Origin of the sequence: Streptomyces sp. NPDC006326 (genome assembly GCF_040612915.1) — a bacterium.
GTDB lineage: Bacteria > Actinomycetota > Actinomycetes > Streptomycetales > Streptomycetaceae > Streptomyces.
Genome location: NZ_JBEXRC010000002.1, coordinates 162,462 through 181,246, shown reverse-complemented (window position 1 = coordinate 181,246; position 18,785 = coordinate 162,462). Strand labels below are relative to the sequence as shown.

Sequence of the window (18,785 nt, the reverse complement as noted above, 5' to 3'; positions counted from 1 at the left end):
GCAAGAGTTGAGGGGGCCCACTGTTCAGCACGCCACAGATGACGCTAGCGTGGGGGCACCTTTGCACAACGCGGGAGCTCGGAGCACCGGGCTGAGAGGACGCTGATCACCGTACGCGCCGCAGTACAGGCGTACGGGAAGAGGCTGCGTCGACCGCCGAACCTGTTACCGGGTAATGCCGGCGTAGGGAGATCAGGTCTCATGACCATTCAGGACGCACGCACGCCTGCCGTCAGCCAGGACGCCGACGGCCAGACCGAGCGCCAGCCGGGCTGGCACAAGGGGTACGTGGCGGGCTCCCGCCCCGACATCCGGGTGCCGGTCCGCCAGGTCCACCTCACCAACGGCAAGGACGTCACGCTCTACGACACGTCCGGGCCGTACACCGACCCCCAGATCGAGACCGATGTACGCCGCGGGCTGCCGCCGCTGCGGGAGAACTGGATCATCGGCCGCGGTGACACCGAGGAGTACGCGGGCCGCCCCGTCCGCCCCGAGGACGACGGCATCAAGCACACCTCGCCGCGCGGGGGCCTCAAGAACCTCGACGCGGTCTTCCCGGGCCGCCCCCGCCAGCCCCGCCGGGGCCGCGACGGCGCCGCCGTGACGCAGCTCGCCTACGCCCGCCGCGGCGAGATCACCCCGGAGATGGAGTACGTCGCCATCCGGGAGAACGTCTCCCCCGAGGTGGTCCGTGAGGAGATCGCCGCAGGTCGCGCCGTGCTTCCCGCGAACGTGAACCACCCGGAGATCGAGCCGATGATCATCGGCAAGCGCTTCCTGGTGAAGGTCAACGCCAACATCGGCAATTCCGCGGTCACTTCCTCCATCGAGGAGGAGGTGGAGAAGATGACCTGGGCGACCCGCTGGGGCGCGGACACGGTCATGGACCTCTCCACCGGACGCAACATCCACACCACCCGTGAGTGGGTGCTGCGCAACTCCCCGGTCCCGATCGGCACGGTGCCGCTGTACCAGGCGCTGGAGAAGGTCGACGGCAAGGCCGAGGACCTCACCTGGGAGATCTACAAGGACACGGTCATCGAGCAGGCCGAGCAGGGCGTGGACTACATGACGGTCCACGCAGGCGTGCTGCTGCCGTACGTGCCGCTGACGGCGCGCCGCAAGACGGGCATCGTTTCGCGCGGCGGCTCGATCATGGCGGCGTGGTGCCTCGCGCACCACAAGGAGAACTTCCTCTACACCAACTTCGAGGAACTCTGCGAGATCCTCGCGACGTACGACGTCACCTACTCCCTCGGTGACGGCCTGCGGCCCGGCTCCATCGCGGACGCCAATGACGCGGCGCAGTTCGCCGAGCTGAAGACGCTGGGTGAGCTGAACACGATCGCCAAGCGCCACAACGTGCAGACCATGATCGAGGGCCCGGGCCACGTCCCGATGCACAAGATCAAGGAGAACATCGACCTCCAGCAGGAGATCTGCGAGGAGGCGCCGTTCTACACGCTCGGCCCGCTGACCACGGACGTCGCTCCCGCGTACGACCACATCACCTCGGGCATCGGCGCCGCGATGATCGCCTGGTGGGGCACCGCGATGCTCTGCTACGTGACGCCGAAGGAGCACCTGGGTCTGCCCAACCGCGACGACGTGAAGACCGGCGTCATCACGTACAAGATCGCGGCGCACGCCGCGGACCTGGCCAAGGGGCACCCGGGCGCCCAGGAATGGGATGACGCCCTGTCGGACGCGCGGTTCGAGTTCCGCTGGGAGGACCAGTTCAACCTGGCTCTCGACCCGGACACGGCCCGCGAGTTCCACGACGAGACCCTTCCGGCCGAGCCGGCCAAGACCGCGCACTTCTGCTCCATGTGCGGCCCGAAGTTCTGCTCGATGAAGATCTCCCAGGACATCCGCCGTGAGCACGGCGGGGACCTGAAGGCCGAGGAGATCGAGGCGGGCATGGCGGAGAAGTCCGCCGAGTTCGCAGCGAGCGGCAACCGGGTGTACCTGCCGCTGGCCGACTGATCACAACGCTGCCGTGGCGCTGGACCGGGGAGAGGAGGGGGCTCCCCGGTCCAGCGCTGCTGCCTGAAGCGTCCTGGTTATACCGGCGCCGGGTGCGATGTTTCACGTGAAACAGGGATGGCCGCGCCGAGACGGGATGCGGCGAAGACCCGGTTGATCTCCGTCTGCCGACGGTAGGACGCCGGTAGGTCGGGCAAGGCCAGCAGCCGGTCGCACATCCGCAGCGAGGTCTCGGTGTCGCCGACCCAGTAGGCGGTGATCGAGTGCTCGAAGAGCAGGCCCCAGCGGTAGACCCAGGGCTGGACGAAGAGCAGGTCCGCCGGAGCCGGGCGGTCCAGAACGACTGTGGTGACCGCGTGGGCCGCGTGGTGCCGGCCCTGCAGGCGCAGCCGTGATGCGAGTTCGTAGCAGGCTTCCAGGCGGCTGGGGCGGCATTCCCAGGCCCGGGTGAAGGCGTCCATCGCGGAGGGCCAATCGCCCGACTCCGCGCTCAGAATGCCGATTTGGAGCAGGGCGAAGTAGACCTCTTCCTCCCAGCCGCCCATCGCCGCCCGCCGCTCGTAGAGCCGGAGGGCCGCCGGGGCGTCGCCCATGTCGCGCATCGTCTGGGCGAGGTAGAAGACGGTCCTGGTGTTGGAGGGGTCCCGCTGGAATTCGGCGCCCAGGAGGCGGGCGTCGCGTTCGAACGTGTCGTGACGGGAGCCGCCGTCCGCGTGGTCCTCGATCACGAGGGCGTCGAGGTTCTCCTGGATGCCGGGGCGCGGATCGTATTCACCGGGACGGTCGCACGTGAGGTACTCGTGGGTGGCACCCTCGTACCGCCATGCAAGGTCGCCACGGACCAGGCGCTTGATGCGGTATTCCGTCGTGCCCTCGTGGCGCAGCATGTACGACTGCGCCGTGAGCGGGGGGAGCGGCCCGGTGCGGCGCAGGACGAGGTCGGCGTCGAGCAGCAGCAGGTAGTCGGCCTTGCCGCGGGCGTGTGCGATGTTGAGGCTGCGGTTGTGCCCGAAGTTGACCCAGGGTTCCTCGTGGAGCTCGCCGGGGATCCCTCCCAGGCTGGTGCGGATCAGCTGCTGGGTGCCGTCCGTGGACCCGGTGTCGGAGATGACCCAGGTGTCGATGAGATCCCGTACCGAGTCGAGGCAGCGTTCGATGACGGCGGACTCGTTCTTCACGATCATGCAGAGGCAAATGGTCGGCTTCACGGCCGCTGACCCTAGGGACGGCGCGGGGCGGGGCAGAGGCGGCTCGCCGCGGCGCGGACCCGGTGGCCCTTTGGGGCACGGCCAAGTGGGGGGTGGAAGGCGTGGACCAGCGGCCGCACGAAACCGACGGGCGTGCCGATGATCACCGTCACTGTGCCCCGTGCTCCGGACCCCCGAAGTCCGGGCCGGTGAAATCCGGCGGTGTGTAGCCGGGCCGGGGCCCCTGCGAGGCGGTGCCCGGACTGGTGAAATCGGGGCGGGTGTATCCCAGGTCGGGGATGCGCCGGGCTCCTGGCCCACGGGGCGGCGGATACACGGGGCCGGTGTTCGGATCGGCCAGCGCCTCCCGCAGGAACGGCATGATGCCCCGCTCCAGAAGGGCATGGCGCCAGGCCTCACGTGCCAGTGCCACATCGTCGGGTATCGCTGCGGTCCCGGCCTCGGCCACCACCTCGGTCGCCCGGTTGCGCAGAGCCGTCACCAGCAGGGCGATCACCGCGAACAGCAGCGTGACCACGGTCAGCGCACCGAACAGCCACCCCGCCGTCAGCATCGTGTCGGCGAAGGCCGGCTCCGGCTCGACCATCTTCAGCGTGTAGCCGACCAGCAGGAAGATCAGCATGGCGGCGCCGGCCAGCAGCGGTGCGAGCACCGCGACCACGGCGCTGATCCCCGCACCGTCGCCGTCGCCTTCCGTACCCTCCTCACCGAGACCGCCCGGAGCCCGGCTCCCCGCGGAGCCTGGTGTGGAGAGGATCTCGTCGCGCCGTTCCCCGCGGACCTTCACGTAGTGGTCGTACTCGGCCGCGGCGGCGGCCGTCAGCAGTGCGCTGGCCCCGATGGCCATGGTGCGCAGTTGTTCGGCGTTCAGCCGTTCGCCCAGAGCAGCGAGTTCGGGCCGCTCGTGCGCGGTGCGCAGCGCCTCGTCGAGGAGCCGATCGAACTCCGGTCGGTCTTCGGTCAGCAGGTGCGGAGCGCTGTTCATGTGCATCCCCCGATGCTCCGTGGAGGCCGGTATGCCCGCGTAGAACGAGGCGCCGGCACAAACGGAGGAGAGCCTGCTACGGATAGAGCGATGGTAGAGCGACCATGCCACGCCGTGACAGGGGCTTTCCCGAATTACCCCGCTTCTGACAACCCTCAGGCGGTCAGCGGGAGTTGCACGACCAGCAGCTTGCCCGCCATCGTGACCCCGCCGTCCATCGCGATGGCGAGGCCGTCGGCGTACACGTGGGGTCCGTCCACGGCCTCCGGGCCGCGGGAGTCGTCGCCGTCCTCGGTGCCCACCTCGCCGAGCAGGTACGGGATGGGGCTGTGCCCGTGCACGACGCGCCCGCCGCCGTAGGTGCCCAGCAGTTCGCGTACGGCCTGCGGCCCCGTCTCCTCGTCGCGGAAGGCGAAGCGCTTGGTGAACTTGCGGAACAGGTCCCAGGTGATGTCGGCGTCGTTGCGGTTGAGCAGCTCGTGGATGGTGTCGTTGACGTCCTCGATGGAGTCCCCGTAGTCGAGGTAGGCGGTGGTGTCGGAGTGCAGCAGCAGGTGCCCGTCCACCAGCACGGCCGCGTCCAGCCGCGACATCCACTGTAGGTGTACGTCCTCCAGGCGCTCCATGTCGGTGCGCTGGCCGCCGTTGAGCAGCCAGGCCGCCTGGAAGGTGGCGGTGCCCGCGCCCGAGGCGACGGGGGTGTCGCCGAACCGCTTGGCGCCGATGAGCAGCAGCTCGTGGTTGCCCATGAGCGCCTTGCAGTAGCCGCCGGCCGCCGCCGCCTCGGCGGAGAGCCGCATGACGAGGTCGATGACGCCGATGCCGTCGGGGCCGCGGTCGGTGAAGTCGCCGAGGAACCAGATGCGTGCGTTGCCGGCCGACCAGCGGTGGTCGGCGTCGATGAGGCCTTGGGCCTGGAGCTCGGCGACGAGTTCGTCGAGGTAGCCGTGGACGTCGCCCACGACGTAGAGCGGGCCGGGGCCCGAGGCGGGCTGGGCCTCCTGGGGCACGTACTGGACCTGGACGGTGTCGCCAGGGCCGCCCATTCCGCCGCGCGTGATGATCGGCAGGTCGCGCTGGGTGGGCGTGTAGCCCTCGGGGTCGTCCTCCTCGGGCTCCTGGCCGGCCTGCCCCTGAGGGGTCTGCGGAACCTGAGTCGCCTGAGCTGCCTGGAGGCCCTGGTGTCCGGGCGGGCAGGAGGGCTGCAGGGGAACCGAGTGCTGCGGGGGTGCGGAGGGCTGCGGGGGTGCCGTGGGCGCGCCTTCGTCGTAGTACGCCGGGTACTCCCCGTAGACGGGAGCCTCGTCGGGACGCCCGGTGGGCACGCCGTACGGGGCGGGCTCGGTGACCGGCACCCGGAAGTCCCGCAGCGTCTCCGTCCGCATCGCGGGTCCCTGACCGGCCCCCTGAGTCATCGACCCCTCCACCACCGTCGCGCTGCCGTACACCTGCGGACCCTCCTGCCTCCGGGCGGAGGGTCCGTGATGTCGTGCGCCCATCATAGGAATGCGGCTCGCGCTGTGTGACGCACCAGGGGTGGTGAATCCTGGGCGGAACCGATCGTTCCTGCCGCTTTCTCCCGATATCGGTGTTGCTGAAATCCTCGGCAGGGCTGCCGCCTCCGCAGATGTGGCGGAAAGCCGGTCAGTCCTGGGCCGGTGACCGGGGCGGACTGACGGTCGTACGCGGCTGCCTGCGCTGCGAGGACGTGCGGACGATGAGCTCGGTCGGGACGACCTGTTCGACCGGCCGCCCGGTGTCGACCCCCTCGATCGCGTCGATGAGCAGCTGCACCACGGCGGTGCCGATGCGGCGCGGCTTGAGGGAGAGGGTGGTGATGGGCGGTTCGGTGTTGGCGTACACCGTGGACTCGCTGCAGCACACGAGCAGGAGGTCCTCGGGTACGCGCAGCCCGTAGCGCCGGGCGGCGGCGAGCAGGTCGGTGCCGTTGGGGTCGAAGAGGCCGTAGACGGCGTCGGGCCGGTCGGGGCGGGCGAGCAGCCGGTCGGCGGCGACGGCCCCGGCGCACGGGTCGTGGGCGGGGTAGGACTCGTAGACGGGGTCCTGTCCGACGCGCTCGCACCAGTTGAGGTAGGCGGTGGTGGAGAGCCGGGTGTAGGTGTCGGTGCTGGTGCCGGTCAGCAGCCCGATCCGGCGGGCGCCCGCGGCCGCGAGGTGGTCGAGCAGGTTGAGTACGGCGGCTTCGTGGTCGTTGTCGACCCAGGCGGTGATGGGCAGGGAGCCGGCCGGGCGGCCGTCGGAGACGACGGGGAGGCCCTGGCGGACCAGTTCGGTGACCACGGGGTCCTGGTCGGAGGGGTCGATGACGACGGTGCCGTCGAGGGCGACGTTCGACCACACGTCGTGCCGGGAGGTGGCGGGGAGGATGACGAGGGCGTACCCGCGGGCGAGCGCGGCGGAGGTGGCGGCCCGTGCCATCTCGGCGAAGTATGCGAATTCGGTGAAGGTGAAAGGTTCATCCCCGTACGTGGTCACGGTCAGGCCGATGAGCCCCGACTTGCCGGTACGGAGGGTGCGGGCGGCGGCCGAGGGGCGGTAGCCCAGCCGGTCGGCGACCTCGCGAACGTGGCGGCGGGTGGCGTCGGGCAGCCGTCCCTTGCCATTGAGCGCGTCGGAGACGGTCGTGATCGAGACGCCCGCCGCAGCGGCCACGTCCCGGATGCCGGCGCGGCCCTGTCGGCCCGCGGCCCGCCGGGTGGTCTCGGTCCGGCTCACCTGATGCTTCCCTGCTGCTGTCATGGCGAGCCGATAGTAGGGCTCGGGGCGGTGGGTGGTCCGGATGCATATGCACGCGTTGACAGGCACGTTTCTGCACGGTTCGCCACCCTCAATGACCTTGGAATGCAAGCCATTTGAGGGATGCCGGTGACCAGGTCGCTTGTTCGCGGGTACGAGCATGCCAAAGCGGCCTGGTCTCGGGACGGTCTCAACTCACCTGTACGAGGGATGCGCGCCACGGCGCGGGCCACCAGCGCGTGCATATATGCGTGCGCTCCCTCGCATTCCAGGCGCCTCCATTTTCGTCAGGGCCGAATCTTCATAAGGTAAGGAGTATTGAGTCGACGGCGACGTCGTACGGGACGGTCTAGGAGGACCTGCGGTGAGCGAGAAGAGCCCGAAGCTGCGCGCCGAGCTGGACGGCATTCCCACCTACAAGCCCGGGAAGCCCGCTGCCGCGGGCGGTCCCGTTGCGTACAAGCTGTCCTCCAACGAGAACCCGTACCCGCCGCTGCCGGGGGTTCTGGAGAGCGCGGTCGCGGCAGCCGGCCAGTTCAACCGCTACCCCGACATGGCCTGCACCGGCCTGGTCAACGAGCTCGCCGAGCGGTTCGGGGTTCCGGTCGAGCACATCGCCACGGGCACCGGCTCGGTGGGCGTGGCCCAGTCGCTGATCCAGTCGACGGCAGGTCCGGGCGACGAGGTCATCTATGCCTGGCGGTCCTTCGAGGCCTACCCGATCATCACCCAGATCTCCGGTGCGACGGCCGTGCCGGTGCCGCTGACCGAGGGCGACGTACACGACCTGGACGCGATGGCGGACGCGATCACCGAGCGGACCCGGCTGATCTTCGTCTGCAACCCCAACAACCCCACCGGCACCGTCGTGCGCCGGGCGGAACTGGAGCGCTTCCTGGACCGCGTCCCGACGGACGTCCTGGTGGTCCTGGACGAGGCCTACAAGGAGTTCATCCGCGACCCCGAGGTCCCGGACGGCATCGAGATCTACCGCAGCCGCCCGAACGTCGCCGTGCTGCGCACCTTCTCCAAGGCGTACGGGCTCGCCGGGCTGCGCGTCGGCTTCGCGATCGCGCACGAGCCCGTGGCGGCCGCGCTGCGCAAGACGGCGGTGCCGTTCGGCGTGAGCCAGCTCGCCCAGGACGCGGCGGTCGCCTCGCTGCGTGCCGAGGACGAGCTGCTGGGCCGGGTCGGCTCGCTGGTGTGCGAGCGTCAGCGGGTCTACGACGCGCTGGTCGGCCAGGGCTGGACGGTGCCGGTGACCCAGGCGAACTTCGTGTGGATGCGGCTGGGGGAGCGGACCGTCGAGTTCGCGGCGGCCTGCGAGAAGGCCGGTGTGGTGGTCCGGCCCTTCCCGGGCGAGGGCCTGCGGGTCACGATCGGTGAGCCCGAGGCGAATGACGTCTTCCTGCACACGGCGGAGGCGTTCTTCAAGGAGCTGTGACCCCCGGAAGGGAGCTGTGAGCCCCGGAAGGGGGCTAGACCAGCTCCACGCGGATGGGGTCGCCGTCGCGGACGGTGGACAGCAGGCGGGGGTCGCCGTCGAACGAGCCGAGCACGTTGCACGGGCTCGCCAGGCGGCTCTCGCCTCCGCGCGAGATGGGCGTGGGGCCGTAGGGCAGCGCGAGCGCGTCGCCCTCGGTCCAGAACGCGACCGTGCCGGGGTCGACGACCTGTCGGGCGTCGGCCTCCAGCGCCACGGAGACGCCGGTGTCGAAGTAGACCTCCTCGCCCCAGGTGTTCGCGGACGCGGAGATCGGGAGCGCGTTCGCCAGGGCCTTGGCCGTGGGCGTGTCGTCGAGGGTGGCGGTGAGCTGGCCGGCGGGCCAGGAGATTCGTATCTGCATGGCTGTATTCAACAATCTGTTGAATTAGTTGGCTAGGGGGTACCCCCGCCTGAAAGGTCCGGAAGGCGGTGCGCCATAATGCTTGTGAATGTGAACGCGTTCACAAGCGTGTCCTGCTTCCTCCTCATATAGGGGGAACCCGCCAGGCAGTCTGCCCGCTGTGACCACGGCGACGACAAGGAGAAGACGACGTGGACCTAGCTTTGGCGCCCGAGACATTGGCGCGCTGGCAGTTCGGCATCACCACCGTCTACCACTTCCTCTTCGTTCCCCTCACGATCTCGCTGGCCGCGCTGACCGCCGGTCTGCAGACCGCCTGGGTGAGGACCGAGAAGGAGAAGTACCTCAAGGCCACCAAGTTCTGGGGCAAGCTGTTCCTGATCAACATCGCGATGGGCGTGGTCACCGGCATCGTCCAGGAGTTCCAGTTCGGCATGAACTGGTCCGCCTACTCGCGGTTCGTCGGTGACATCTTCGGTGCCCCACTGGCCTTCGAGGCGCTGATCGCCTTCTTCTTCGAGTCCACCTTCATAGGTCTGTGGATCTTCGGCTGGGACAAGCTGCCCAAGAAGATCCACCTGGCCTGCATCTGGATGGTCTCGATGGGCACCGTCCTGTCCGCGTACTTCATCCTCGCGGCGAACTCCTGGATGCAGCACCCGGTCGGCTACCGGATCAACGAAGAGCGGGGCCGCGCCGAGCTCACCGACTTCTGGCGGGTGCTCACGCAGAACACCGCGCTCACCCAGTTCTTCCACACCATCACGGCGGCCTTCCTGGTCGGCGGCGCGTTCATGGTCGGCATCGCGGCCTTCCACCTGGCCCGCAAGCGGCACGTCCCCGTGATGAGGACCTCGCTGCGGCTCGGCCTGATCACCCTGATCATCGCCGGCATGGGCACCGCCATCAGCGGCGACCTGCTCGGCAAGGTGATGTTCAAGCAGCAGCCGATGAAGATGGCCGCTGCCGAGGCGCTGTGGGACGGCGAGGCACCCGCGCCGTTCTCCGTCTTCGCCTACGGGGACGTGGAGAAGGGCCACAACAAGGTGGCCATTGAGATCCCCGGCCTGCTGTCCTTCCTGGCCAACGACGACTTCTCCTCGTTCGTCCCGGGCATCAACGACGTCAACAAGGCGGAGCAGGAGAAGTTCGGCCCGGGTGACTACCGGCCGAACATCCCGGTCGCGTACTGGGGCTTCCGCTGGATGATCGGTTTCGGCATGGCCTCCCTCGGGGTCGGCGTGCTGGGGCTCTGGCTGACCCGGAAGAAGTTCCTGCTGCCGCCGGCCCTGCGGACCGGTGAGGACGAGGTGCCGAACCTGGTCCTGTTCAAGACCAAGGTGCTCAGCCCGCGGTTCGCCGGCTGGTACTGGGTCGTGGCGCTCTGGACCATGGCCTTCCCGCTGATCGCCAGCTCCTGGGGCTGGATCTTCACCGAGATGGGCCGCCAGCCGTGGGTCGTCTACGGCGTTCTGCGCACCCGGGACGCGGTCTCCCCCGGTGTCTCCCAGGGCGAGGTCCTCACCTCGATGATCGGCTTCACCCTGCTCTACGCCGTGCTCGCCGTGATCGAGGTCCGGCTCCTGGTGAAGTACGTCAAGGCAGGGCCGCCCGAGCTCACCGAGGACGACCTCAACCCGCCCACCAAGATCGGCGGGGACGACACCTCCGACCGGCCGATGGCCTTCTCGTACTGAGGCTGGGGAGATCACCATGGAACTTCACGACGTCTGGTTCGTCCTCATCGCCGTCCTGTGGACCGGTTACTTCTTCCTGGAGGGCTTCGACTTCGGGGTCGGCGTACTGACCAAGCTCCTCGCCCGCGACCGCACCGAGAAGCGTGTCCTGATCAACACGATCGGACCCGTGTGGGACGGCAACGAGGTATGGCTGCTCACGGCCGGCGGCGCGACCTTCGCCGCCTTCCCCGACTGGTACGCCACGCTCTTCTCCGGCTTCTACCTGCCCCTGCTGGTCATCCTGGTCTGCCTGATCGTCCGCGGCGTCGCCTTCGAATACCGCCACAAGCGGGAGGAGGAGCGCTGGCAGACCAACTGGGAACACGCGATCTTCTGGGCCTCGCTGATCCCGGCGTTCCTCTGGGGCGTGGCCTTCGCCAACATCGTGCGCGGGGTGAAGATCGACCAGCACAAGGAGTACGTCGGGACCTTCCTCGACCTGTTCAACGGCTACGCGCTCCTCGGCGGCCTGGTCACCCTCACCCTGTTCACCTTCCACGGGGCGGTCTTCGTCTCGCTCAAGACCGTCGGCGAGATCAGGGAGCGCTCGCGTGCACTGGCAACCCGGCTGGGCGTGGTCACCGCCGCGCTGGCACTGGGCTTCCTGGCCTGGACGCAGGTCTCGCGCGGTGACGGCTGGAGCCTGATCGCGGCCCTCACCGCCGTGCTGGCGCTGCTGGCCGCCCTGGCAGCGAACCTGGCCGGGCGCGAGGGATGGTCCTTCGCCTTCTCGGGGATCACCATCGCGGCGGCCGTCGCGATGCTCTTCCTGACGCTCTTTCCGAACGTCATGCCGTCCTCCCTGGACGACGCCTGGAGCCTGACGGTCTCCAACGCCTCGTCCAGCCCGTACACCCTGAAGATCATGACCTGGTGCGCGGCCGTGGCGACGCCGCTCGTGCTGCTCTACCAGGGATGGACGTACTGGGTGTTCCGCAAGCGGATCGGCACGCAGCACATCGCCGATGTGCACTGATCCCCGACCCTGCGGCCAGACCTGCCTGACCCCCCACCCGGAGGGATGTTTCACGTGAAACCGATCGACCCGCGCCTGCTCCGGTACGCCCGCACCACCCGGCTCTTCCTGGGCGCCGTGGTGGCTCTGGGACTCGCCGGAGCAGGGCTGGTCGTCGGCCAGGCGATGCTCCTCGCCGAGATCGTGGTCGGAGCCTTCGAGAAGGGGCTGGACGGGCAGGCGCTGCGCACGCCACTGCTGCTGCTCGCGGCCGTGGCGCTCGGGCGGGCCGTGCTCGCCTGGCTCACCGAGCTGGCCGCCCACCGGGCCGGGGCGGCGGTCAAGTCACAGCTGCGGGCGCGGCTGCTCGACCGGGCCGCGGAGCTGGGGCCGGGCTGGCTCAGCGGTCAGCGCACCGGCTCATTGGTGGCACTGGCCACCCGGGGGGTGGACGCCCTCGACGACTACTTCGCCCGCTATCTGCCCCAACTCGGGCTCGCGGTGGTGGTTCCCGCGGCGGTGCTGGCCCGGATCGTCACCGAGGACTGGCTCTCGGCGGCCGTCATCGTGGTCACCCTGCCGCTGATCCCCCTGTTCATGGTGCTGATCGGCATGGCCACACAGTCGCGGATGGACCGCCAGTGGCGGCTGCTGTCTCGGCTTTCGGGGCACTTCCTGGACGTGGTGGCCGGGCTGCCGACGCTGAAGGTCTTCGGACGGGCCAAGGCCCAGGCCGCCTCCATCCGCAGGATCACCGACGACTACCGGCAGGCGACGATGCGGACCCTGCGCATCGCGTTCCTCTCCTCCTTCGCCCTGGAGCTGCTGGCGACCCTGTCAGTGGCACTGGTGGCGGTGACCATCGGCATGCGCTTGGTGCACGGGGAGCTGGACCTCTACACCGGCCTGGTCATCCTGATCCTGGCGCCCGAGGCGTACCTGCCGCTGCGCCAGGTGGGCGCCCAGTACCACGCGGCCGCCGAAGGGCTCGCCGCCGCGGAACAGATCTTCGAGGTGCTGGAGACGCCGGACACCACGACGGCCGGCGCCGCTCCCGTCCCCGCGCAGGGGCTCCGGATCGAGATCGACGGGGTCGCCGTCCGCTACGAGGGCCGGGACGAGGACTCCCCCGGACCGGTCTCACTCGTCGTCGAGCCGGGGGAGTGCGTGGCGCTCACCGGGCCGAGCGGGGCGGGCAAGACCACGCTGCTCCAGGTGCTCCTGGGCTTCGTGGCCCCGACCGCCGGGCGGGTACGGGTCGCGGGCACGGACCTGGCCGAACTGGCGCCGGCGCAGTGGCGGGAGCGCATCGCGTGGGTGCCGCAGCGCCCGCACCTCTTCGCCGGGACGATCGCGCAGAACGTACGCCTCGCCAGGGCGGGGGCCCCCGCCGAAGCCGTGGTGCAGGCGCTCAAGGACGCCGGTGCCTGGGAGTTCGTGAGCCGGCTGCCGCAGGGGGTGGACACGGAGCTCGGTGAAGGCGGGGCCGGGCTGTCGGCCGGCCAGCGCCAGCGGCTGGCCTTGGCACGGGCGTTCCTCGCGGACCGTCCGGTGCTGCTGCTGGACGAGCCGACGGCGGCCCTGGACGGCGAGACCGAGGCTGCCGTGGTCGACGCGGTCCGCCGGCTGTCCGTCGGACGGACCGTACTGCTGGTGGTGCACCGGCCGGCGCTGCTCGCCGTGGCGGACCGGGTCGTGGAGGTGGCGCCCGTCGGCGCCCTCCCCCGCCAGGCCCCGGCCCGGCAGGAGGCCGCGCCGGTCTTCGAGGGCTCGGCGTCCGCTGTGCCGGCGGCCGGAGCGGCGGCGACGGCACCTGTGGGGACTGCTGTCGTCGAGGGCGGCCGGGCGCAGGCGCGCGGCTCCGATCCGCTCCGCCGGGTCAGAGAGGTCGCCAGGGCCTGGCAGGGGCGGTTCCGGCTCGGCCTGTTGCTCGGGGCGCTGGCGGTGGGCTGCAGTGTCGGGCTGATGGCCGTCTCCGGATGGCTCATCTCACGGGCTTCCGAACAACCGCCTGTGCTCTATCTGATGGTGGCCGTCACCGCGACCCGGGCTTTCGGGATCGGGCGGGCCGTCTTCCGGTACGCGGAGCGGCTCGTGTCCCACGACGCCGTGCTGCGGATCCTGGCCGACCTGCGCGTGTCGGTGTTCCGTCGGCTGGAGCGCATCGCTCCCGCCGGGCTGCGGGAACAGCGGCGCGGGGATCTGCTGGCCCGGCTGGTGGCCGACGCCGACGCCCTCCAGGACTACTGGCTCCGCTGGCTGCTGCCCCTCGGCACCGCACTGCTCGTCGGCACCGGCTCGGTCGCGTTCACCGCCTGGCTGCTGCCCGAGGCGGGGGCCGTGCTCGCCGTCGGGCTGCTTGCCGCCGGGGTCGGGGTGCCCCTGGTCAGTGGCGCCTGTTCCCGGCGGGCGGAGCGGCGGTTGGCGCCTGCCCGGGGTGAACTCACCACCCGGGTGACGGACCTCCTGACCGGGACGGCCGAGCTGACCGTGGCCGGTGCCCTGGAGCAGCGCAAGGATGCCGCGAAGGAGAGCGACCGGACGCTGACCGGGATCGCCGCCCGGGGGGCCACCGCCACCGGGCTGGGCAGCGGGCTCTCCGCCCTGGTGTGCGGACTGACCGTGGTGCTCGCCGCCGGCTTGGCCGCGAGCGCCGTGCAGGACGGGAGGCTGTCCGGGGTGGCCATGGCCGTGGCGGTGCTGACCCCGCTCGCCGCCTTCGAGGCGGTGGCCGGGCTTCCGCAGGCCGTCCAGTACCGCCAGCGGGTGAGCCGCAGTGCCGAGCGGCTCTACGAGGTCATCGATGCTCCGGCCCCGGTCGCCGAACCGGAGCAGCCGGCCGCCGCCCCCGCCTCCCCCTTCCCGCTGCGGCTGACGCGGCTCTCCGCCCGCCACCCCGGGCAGCAGCGCTACGCGCTGTGCGCAGTGGACCTGACCTTGGAAGCCGGGCGGCGCGTCGCCGTCGTCGGTGCCTCGGGCGCGGGCAAGACCACACTGGCCCAGGTCCTGCTGCGCTTCCTGGACCCGGCCGAAGGCTCGTACACCCTGGCCGGGACGGATGCGCGCACGCTCGACAGCGACGAGGTACGCCGCATCGTGGGCCTGTGCGCCCAGGACGCGCACGTCTTCGACAGCTCGGTGCGCGAGAACCTGCGGCTGGCCCGGACGGGGGCGAGCGAAGAGGAACTGCGAGGAGCACTCGCCGCCGCCCGGCTGCTGGAGTGGGTGGACAGCCTGCCCGAGGGGCTCGACACCCTGGTCGGTGAACACGGTGAGCGGATCTCGGGCGGTCAGCGGCAGCGCCTGGCACTGGCCCGGGCCCTGCTCGCCGACTTCCCCGTCCTCGTGCTGGACGAGCCGGCCGAGCACGTGGACCTGGCGACCGCGGACGCCCTGACGGCGGACCTGCTGGCAGCGACGGAGGGCCGTACGACGGTGCTGATCACCCACCGTCTGGCGGGTCTGGAGGCGGTCGACGAGGTCCTCGTGCTGGACCGCGGGGCGGTCGTCCAGCGCGGGCCGTACGCCGAACTCGCCGCGGTCGAAGGCCCGCTGCGCAGGTGGGTGGAGCGGGAGCGGCGGGCGGAGAGGGCACCGGCTGACTTTCCCCGGTAAAAGGGACTAACTACTCTCAAGGTCATGTCGCTGCAGGAGTCGCAGGAACCGCCGGACGCCTCACCCGGAACACCGCCGGACCCGCTGGAGGCCGCCACGCGCGCAACGCGGAGTCTGCACGGGCTGTCCACCGAACTCACGGTTCGTGTGCCGCAACTCCTGGAGGCCATGCGCTCGGTCGGCACCGGTCTGGAACTGCACTCCACACTGGACCGCATCTGCGAGACCGCGGCCGAACTCGCCGACGCCCGCTATGCCGCGATCGGCGTGGTCGACACCGAGGGCCACGGCCTCAGCGACTTCGTGACCTTCGGGGTCAGCGCCGAGCTGGCGCAGAAGATCGGGCACCGGCCCGACGGCAAACGCGGCCTGCTCGGGGCATTGATCTCGCACCCCGACACCGTGTGCCTCGCTGATCTGACCAAGGATCCCCGCTCGGCCGGCATCCCGCAGCACCACCCGCCCATGAGCACCTTCCTCGGGGTCCCGATCCGGGTGCAGGGGGAGATCTTCGGCAATCTCTACCTCGCCGAGAAGAACGGCGGCGGCGAGTTCAACGACTACGACGTCCACATGGTCCGGGTGCTGGCCACCGAGGCAGGGATCGCCATCGGCAATGCCCGGCTGTACGAGGCCGCCACCCAGCGGGAGCGCTGGATCGACGGCTCGGTGGCCGTCACCACCGCCCTCCTGTCGGGAGGCGACGCGGACGACGCCCTCGCGGTGGTGGCCGAGCAGGCCCGCCATCTGGCCGACTCCGCCGCCGGCATCGTGATGCTGCCGGCCGAGGAGGGCGGGATGGAGATCGTCGCCGTCTCGGCGGACGACCCGGCGACCTCACTCGGGATGGTGATCCCGGCCGAGAGCCCGGTGGTGGCCAAGCTGCTCCGAGGCGAGCCGGTCTTCGTGGCCGACGCTTCGACCGATCCACGCATGACCAGCAGACTGACCAGCCGGTACGGGCCGTGCATGATGCTGCCGCTGCACAGCGGCGGACGGGTGCTCGGCGCGCTCGTCACCCCCCGCGGCCGCGGCGAGCGGCCGTTCAGCGAGGCGGAGCGGACCCTGGCCACACAGTTCGCCTCCCAGGCGGCACTCGCGCTGATGATGGCCGAGGCGCAGCGCGACCGGGAGCGGCTCGCCGTGTTCGAGGACCGGGACCGGATCGCCCGCGACCTGCACGACCTGGTCATCCAGCGGCTGTTCGCGACAGGAATGATGCTGGAGGGCGCTCAGCGCCGGTCCATCGTGCCCGAGGTGCGTGACGGAGTGGGCAAGGCCGTGGACGAGCTGGACGTGACGATCCAGGAGATCCGCACGGCGATCTTCGCCCTCCAGCAGGGCCCGGCGGAAGCCCCCGCGGGACTGCGCACGCGGGTGCTGCGGGAGATCAACATGGCTGCCGTACCGCTCGGCTTCAAGCCCGCACACCGCTTCCTCGGCCCCCTCGACACGGTCGTCGGTGAACTGGCCGGCAAGAACCTGATCGCCGCGCTGCGAGAGGCCCTGTCGAACGCGTTCCGGCACGCGGACGCGTCCCGGATCGAGGTGGTCATCGACTGCACGGTCACCCTGGCCGACGGTCGTCCCGGGGTGCGGCTGCAGGTCGCGGATGACGGCGTGGGCATCGCGGAGGGCGGACGACGCAGCGGGCTGCGCAATCTGCGCAGACGGGCCGAGTCACTGGGCGGGTCCAGTTCGTACGGACCCGGCATCGCCGAGGACGGCGGCGGGACCACCCTGGTCTGGGAGGCCCCGCTGCAGGCCTAGGGCTACGCGGGGCGAGCGGCGCGTTCGGCGAGGATGCGCTCGATGACGACGGCGACCCCGTCTTCGTTGTTGGCGACCGTCCGGCCCGACGCGGCCGCGATCACATCCGGGTGGGCGTTGCCCATCGCGTACGAGGTGCCGGCCCAGCGGAGCATCTCCACGTCGTTCGGCATGTCACCGAAGGCGACGACCTCGGCCGGGCTGATGCCGCGCTCGGCGCAGCACAGCTCCAGGGTGCTGGCCTTGGAGACGCCGAGTCCGCTGATCTCCAGCAGGGCGGTGGGGCTGGAGCGGGTGATCGATGCGTACGCACCCGCGGCGGAGCGGGCCAGGGCCAGGAACTCGTCGGGTGCGAGCTCCGTGTGGTGCGCGAGCAGCTTGAGGACCGGCGCCGCTTTGTCGTCCGCGTTCTCCTCCAGCAGTTTCTCGGCGGTCGCCACCTGGGCGCCCGGATCCAGGAAGAAGGGCGGGTAGAGCGGCTCGTAGTTGATTCCGGTGGTCGTCTCGACCGCGAAGGAGGTGCCGGGCGCGGCCGCCCGCAGGGTCTCCACGACCGTGAGGGCCGTGGCTCGGGGGAGCGCCCTCACCTCGACGAACTCGCGGCCCGCGTGGAGATCGACCACGGCGGCGCCGTTCGCGCAGATCGCCAGGCCATGACCGTGGACGTGATCGCTGACCACGTCCATCCAGCGGGCGGGGCGACCGGTCACGAAGAACACCTCGATCCCGGCCTCCTCGGCGGCGGCCAGCGCGGCGACCGTGCGCAGCGATACGGACTTGTCGTCGCGCAGCAGGGTGCCGTCGAGATCGGTGGCGATGAGCCGGGGAGTGGGGGTGGGCCCGTCCGGGCGCTGGGGAGCCGAGGTCACGGCTCCATCTTCGCCCATGGCACCGCAGCACCCGACCAGACCCGGTCCCGGCCGTGCGCCCGGTGGCGATGTTTCACGTGAAACGAAGACGCTCCGATGTTTCACGTGAAACATCGGCGGGCCGTAGTCTCGAACGCATGAGTCTGCGTCTGAGCACTGTGATCCTCCCCGTACGCCCGTGGCGCGAGGGGGGCCGGGACCAGTGGGTGCGAGCCGAGGGGCTTGGGTTCCACACCGCCTACACCTACGACCACCTGTCCTGGCGCTCCTTCCGTGACCTGCCCTGGTTTGGCGCGATCCCGACCCTGACGGCCGCGGCCGCCGCCACCGAGCGGATGCGGCTGGGCACGCTGGTCACCTCGCCGAACTTCCGGCACCCGGTGACCCTGGCCAAGGAGCTCATGAGCCTGGACGACATCTCCGGCGGGCGGGTCACGCTCGGCATCGGCGCCGGCGGCAACGGGTTCGACGCGACGGCCCTGGGTCAGGATCCGTGGACTCCGCGGGAGCGCGCCGACCGCTTCGCCGAGTTCGTGCCGCTGCTGGACCGGCTGCTGACCGAGCCGGCGGTCAGCGAGCGCGGCACCTTCTACTCCGCCGACGAGGCCCGCAACATCCCCGGCTGTGTGCAGCGCCCGCGGCTGCCGTTCGCGGTCGCGGCAACCGGGCCCCGCGGTCTGAAGCTCGCCGCCGCCCACGGCCAGGCCTGGGTGACCATCGGCGACCCGAAGCTGTTCGAGGAGGGCACCCCCGAGCAGTCGCTGGAAGCCCTGCGCGGCCAGCTCGCCAAGCTGCACCAGGCCTTCGCCGAGATCGGCCGGGATCCGCAGCCGATGGAGAAGATCCTGCTGACCGGCTTCACCCCGGAGCGCAACACGCTGCTGGAGTCCGTGGACGCCTTCGTCGACTTCGCAGGCCGCCACCAGGAGCTGGGCTTCACCGAGCTGGTGATCCACGCCCCCATCCCGGATTCCGACTTCGCTGCCGACGAGAGCGTCTTCGAGAAGATCGCCACCGACGGCCTGGCGCAGCTGGCCGGCTGATCCGGTTT

13 protein-coding genes and 1 riboswitch are annotated in these 18,785 nt (G+C 70.5%); of the genes, 7 read left to right on the top strand and 6 right to left on the bottom strand.

Annotation, left to right across the window (positions count from 1 at the left end):
- Positions 1–60 precede the first annotated feature (60 nt).
- Positions 61–207: riboswitch (TPP riboswitch) on the top strand.
- Complete coding sequence (thiC, locus tag ABZ128_RS02500) at positions 202–1,989, top strand: phosphomethylpyrimidine synthase ThiC (RefSeq protein WP_356845611.1); 1,788 nt, start codon at positions 202–204, stop codon at positions 1,987–1,989. (Overlaps the previous riboswitch by 6 nt.)
- A 77-nt stretch (positions 1,990–2,066) precedes the next feature.
- On the opposite strand, the gene ABZ128_RS02495 is transcribed toward thiC, so the two are convergent.
- The 4 genes from ABZ128_RS02495 to ABZ128_RS02480 form a co-directional block, all read right to left on the bottom strand.
- A complete protein-coding gene (locus ABZ128_RS02495; protein ID WP_356845610.1) occupies positions 2,067–3,197 on the bottom strand; it encodes a glycosyltransferase in 1,131 nt (376 codons plus the stop codon).
- Positions 3,198–3,345: 148 nt separating this feature from the next.
- Complete coding sequence (locus ABZ128_RS02490) at positions 3,346–4,188, bottom strand: hypothetical protein (protein ID WP_356845609.1); 843 nt, start codon at positions 4,186–4,188, stop codon at positions 3,346–3,348.
- Between the two features lie 149 nt (positions 4,189–4,337).
- Positions 4,338–5,597 carry a metallophosphoesterase gene (locus ABZ128_RS02485; RefSeq protein WP_356845608.1) on the bottom strand — a complete coding sequence of 420 codons (1,260 nt, stop codon included), beginning with the start codon at positions 5,595–5,597 and terminating at the stop codon, positions 4,338–4,340.
- 229 nt (positions 5,598–5,826) lie between these two features.
- Positions 5,827–6,942: a LacI family DNA-binding transcriptional regulator gene (locus ABZ128_RS02480; protein WP_356845607.1), complete on the bottom strand. Its 1,116-nt coding sequence runs from the start codon at positions 6,940–6,942 to the stop codon at positions 5,827–5,829.
- 361 nt (positions 6,943–7,303) lie between these two features.
- On the opposite strand from ABZ128_RS02480, the gene hisC reads away from it, so the two are divergent.
- A complete protein-coding gene (gene hisC / locus ABZ128_RS02475) occupies positions 7,304–8,383 on the top strand; it encodes a histidinol-phosphate transaminase (protein ID WP_356845606.1) in 1,080 nt (359 codons plus the stop codon).
- Positions 8,384–8,417: 34 nt separating this feature from the next.
- On the opposite strand, the gene ABZ128_RS02470 is transcribed toward hisC, so the two are convergent.
- Positions 8,418–8,786, bottom strand: coding sequence for a cyclophilin-like fold protein (locus ABZ128_RS02470; RefSeq protein WP_356845605.1), 369 nt, complete (start codon positions 8,784–8,786; stop codon positions 8,418–8,420).
- Between the two features lie 191 nt (positions 8,787–8,977).
- On the opposite strand from ABZ128_RS02470, the gene ABZ128_RS02465 reads away from it, so the two are divergent.
- The 4 genes from ABZ128_RS02465 to ABZ128_RS02450 are packed head-to-tail and all read left to right on the top strand — an operon-like array spanning position 8,978 to position 16,865.
- On the top strand, positions 8,978–10,483 hold the full coding sequence (locus tag ABZ128_RS02465; RefSeq protein ID WP_356845604.1) for a cytochrome ubiquinol oxidase subunit I: 1,506 nt from the start codon (positions 8,978–8,980) through the stop codon (positions 10,481–10,483).
- A gap of 16 nt (positions 10,484–10,499) precedes the next feature.
- Positions 10,500–11,501, top strand: a complete 1,002-nt coding sequence (gene cydB, locus ABZ128_RS02460; RefSeq protein WP_356845603.1) for a cytochrome d ubiquinol oxidase subunit II — start codon at positions 10,500–10,502, stop codon at positions 11,499–11,501.
- A gap of 45 nt (positions 11,502–11,546) precedes the next feature.
- Positions 11,547–15,095, top strand: a complete 3,549-nt coding sequence (gene cydD / locus ABZ128_RS02455) for a thiol reductant ABC exporter subunit CydD (RefSeq protein WP_356845602.1) — start codon at positions 11,547–11,549, stop codon at positions 15,093–15,095.
- Positions 15,096–15,119: 24 nt separating this feature from the next.
- Positions 15,120–16,865: a GAF domain-containing protein gene (locus ABZ128_RS02450; protein WP_356845601.1), complete on the top strand. Its 1,746-nt coding sequence runs from the start codon at positions 15,120–15,122 to the stop codon at positions 16,863–16,865.
- Between the two features lie 2 nt (positions 16,866–16,867).
- Here the strand turns inward: ABZ128_RS02450 and ABZ128_RS02445 are convergent, their stop codons facing one another.
- The gene (locus tag ABZ128_RS02445; protein WP_356845600.1) at positions 16,868–17,752 is read right to left on the bottom strand and encodes a Cof-type HAD-IIB family hydrolase; all 885 of its coding nucleotides are present in this window, start codon (positions 17,750–17,752) and stop codon (positions 16,868–16,870) included.
- Positions 17,753–17,871: 119 nt separating this feature from the next.
- Here ABZ128_RS02445 and ABZ128_RS02440 point away from each other — a divergent pair, with 119 nt between their 5' ends.
- Positions 17,872–18,777 (top strand): LLM class flavin-dependent oxidoreductase, encoded by a 906-nt coding sequence (locus ABZ128_RS02440; RefSeq protein ID WP_356845599.1) that lies wholly within the window; start codon positions 17,872–17,874, stop codon positions 18,775–18,777.
- The last annotated feature ends 8 nt before the right edge of the window (positions 18,778–18,785 follow it).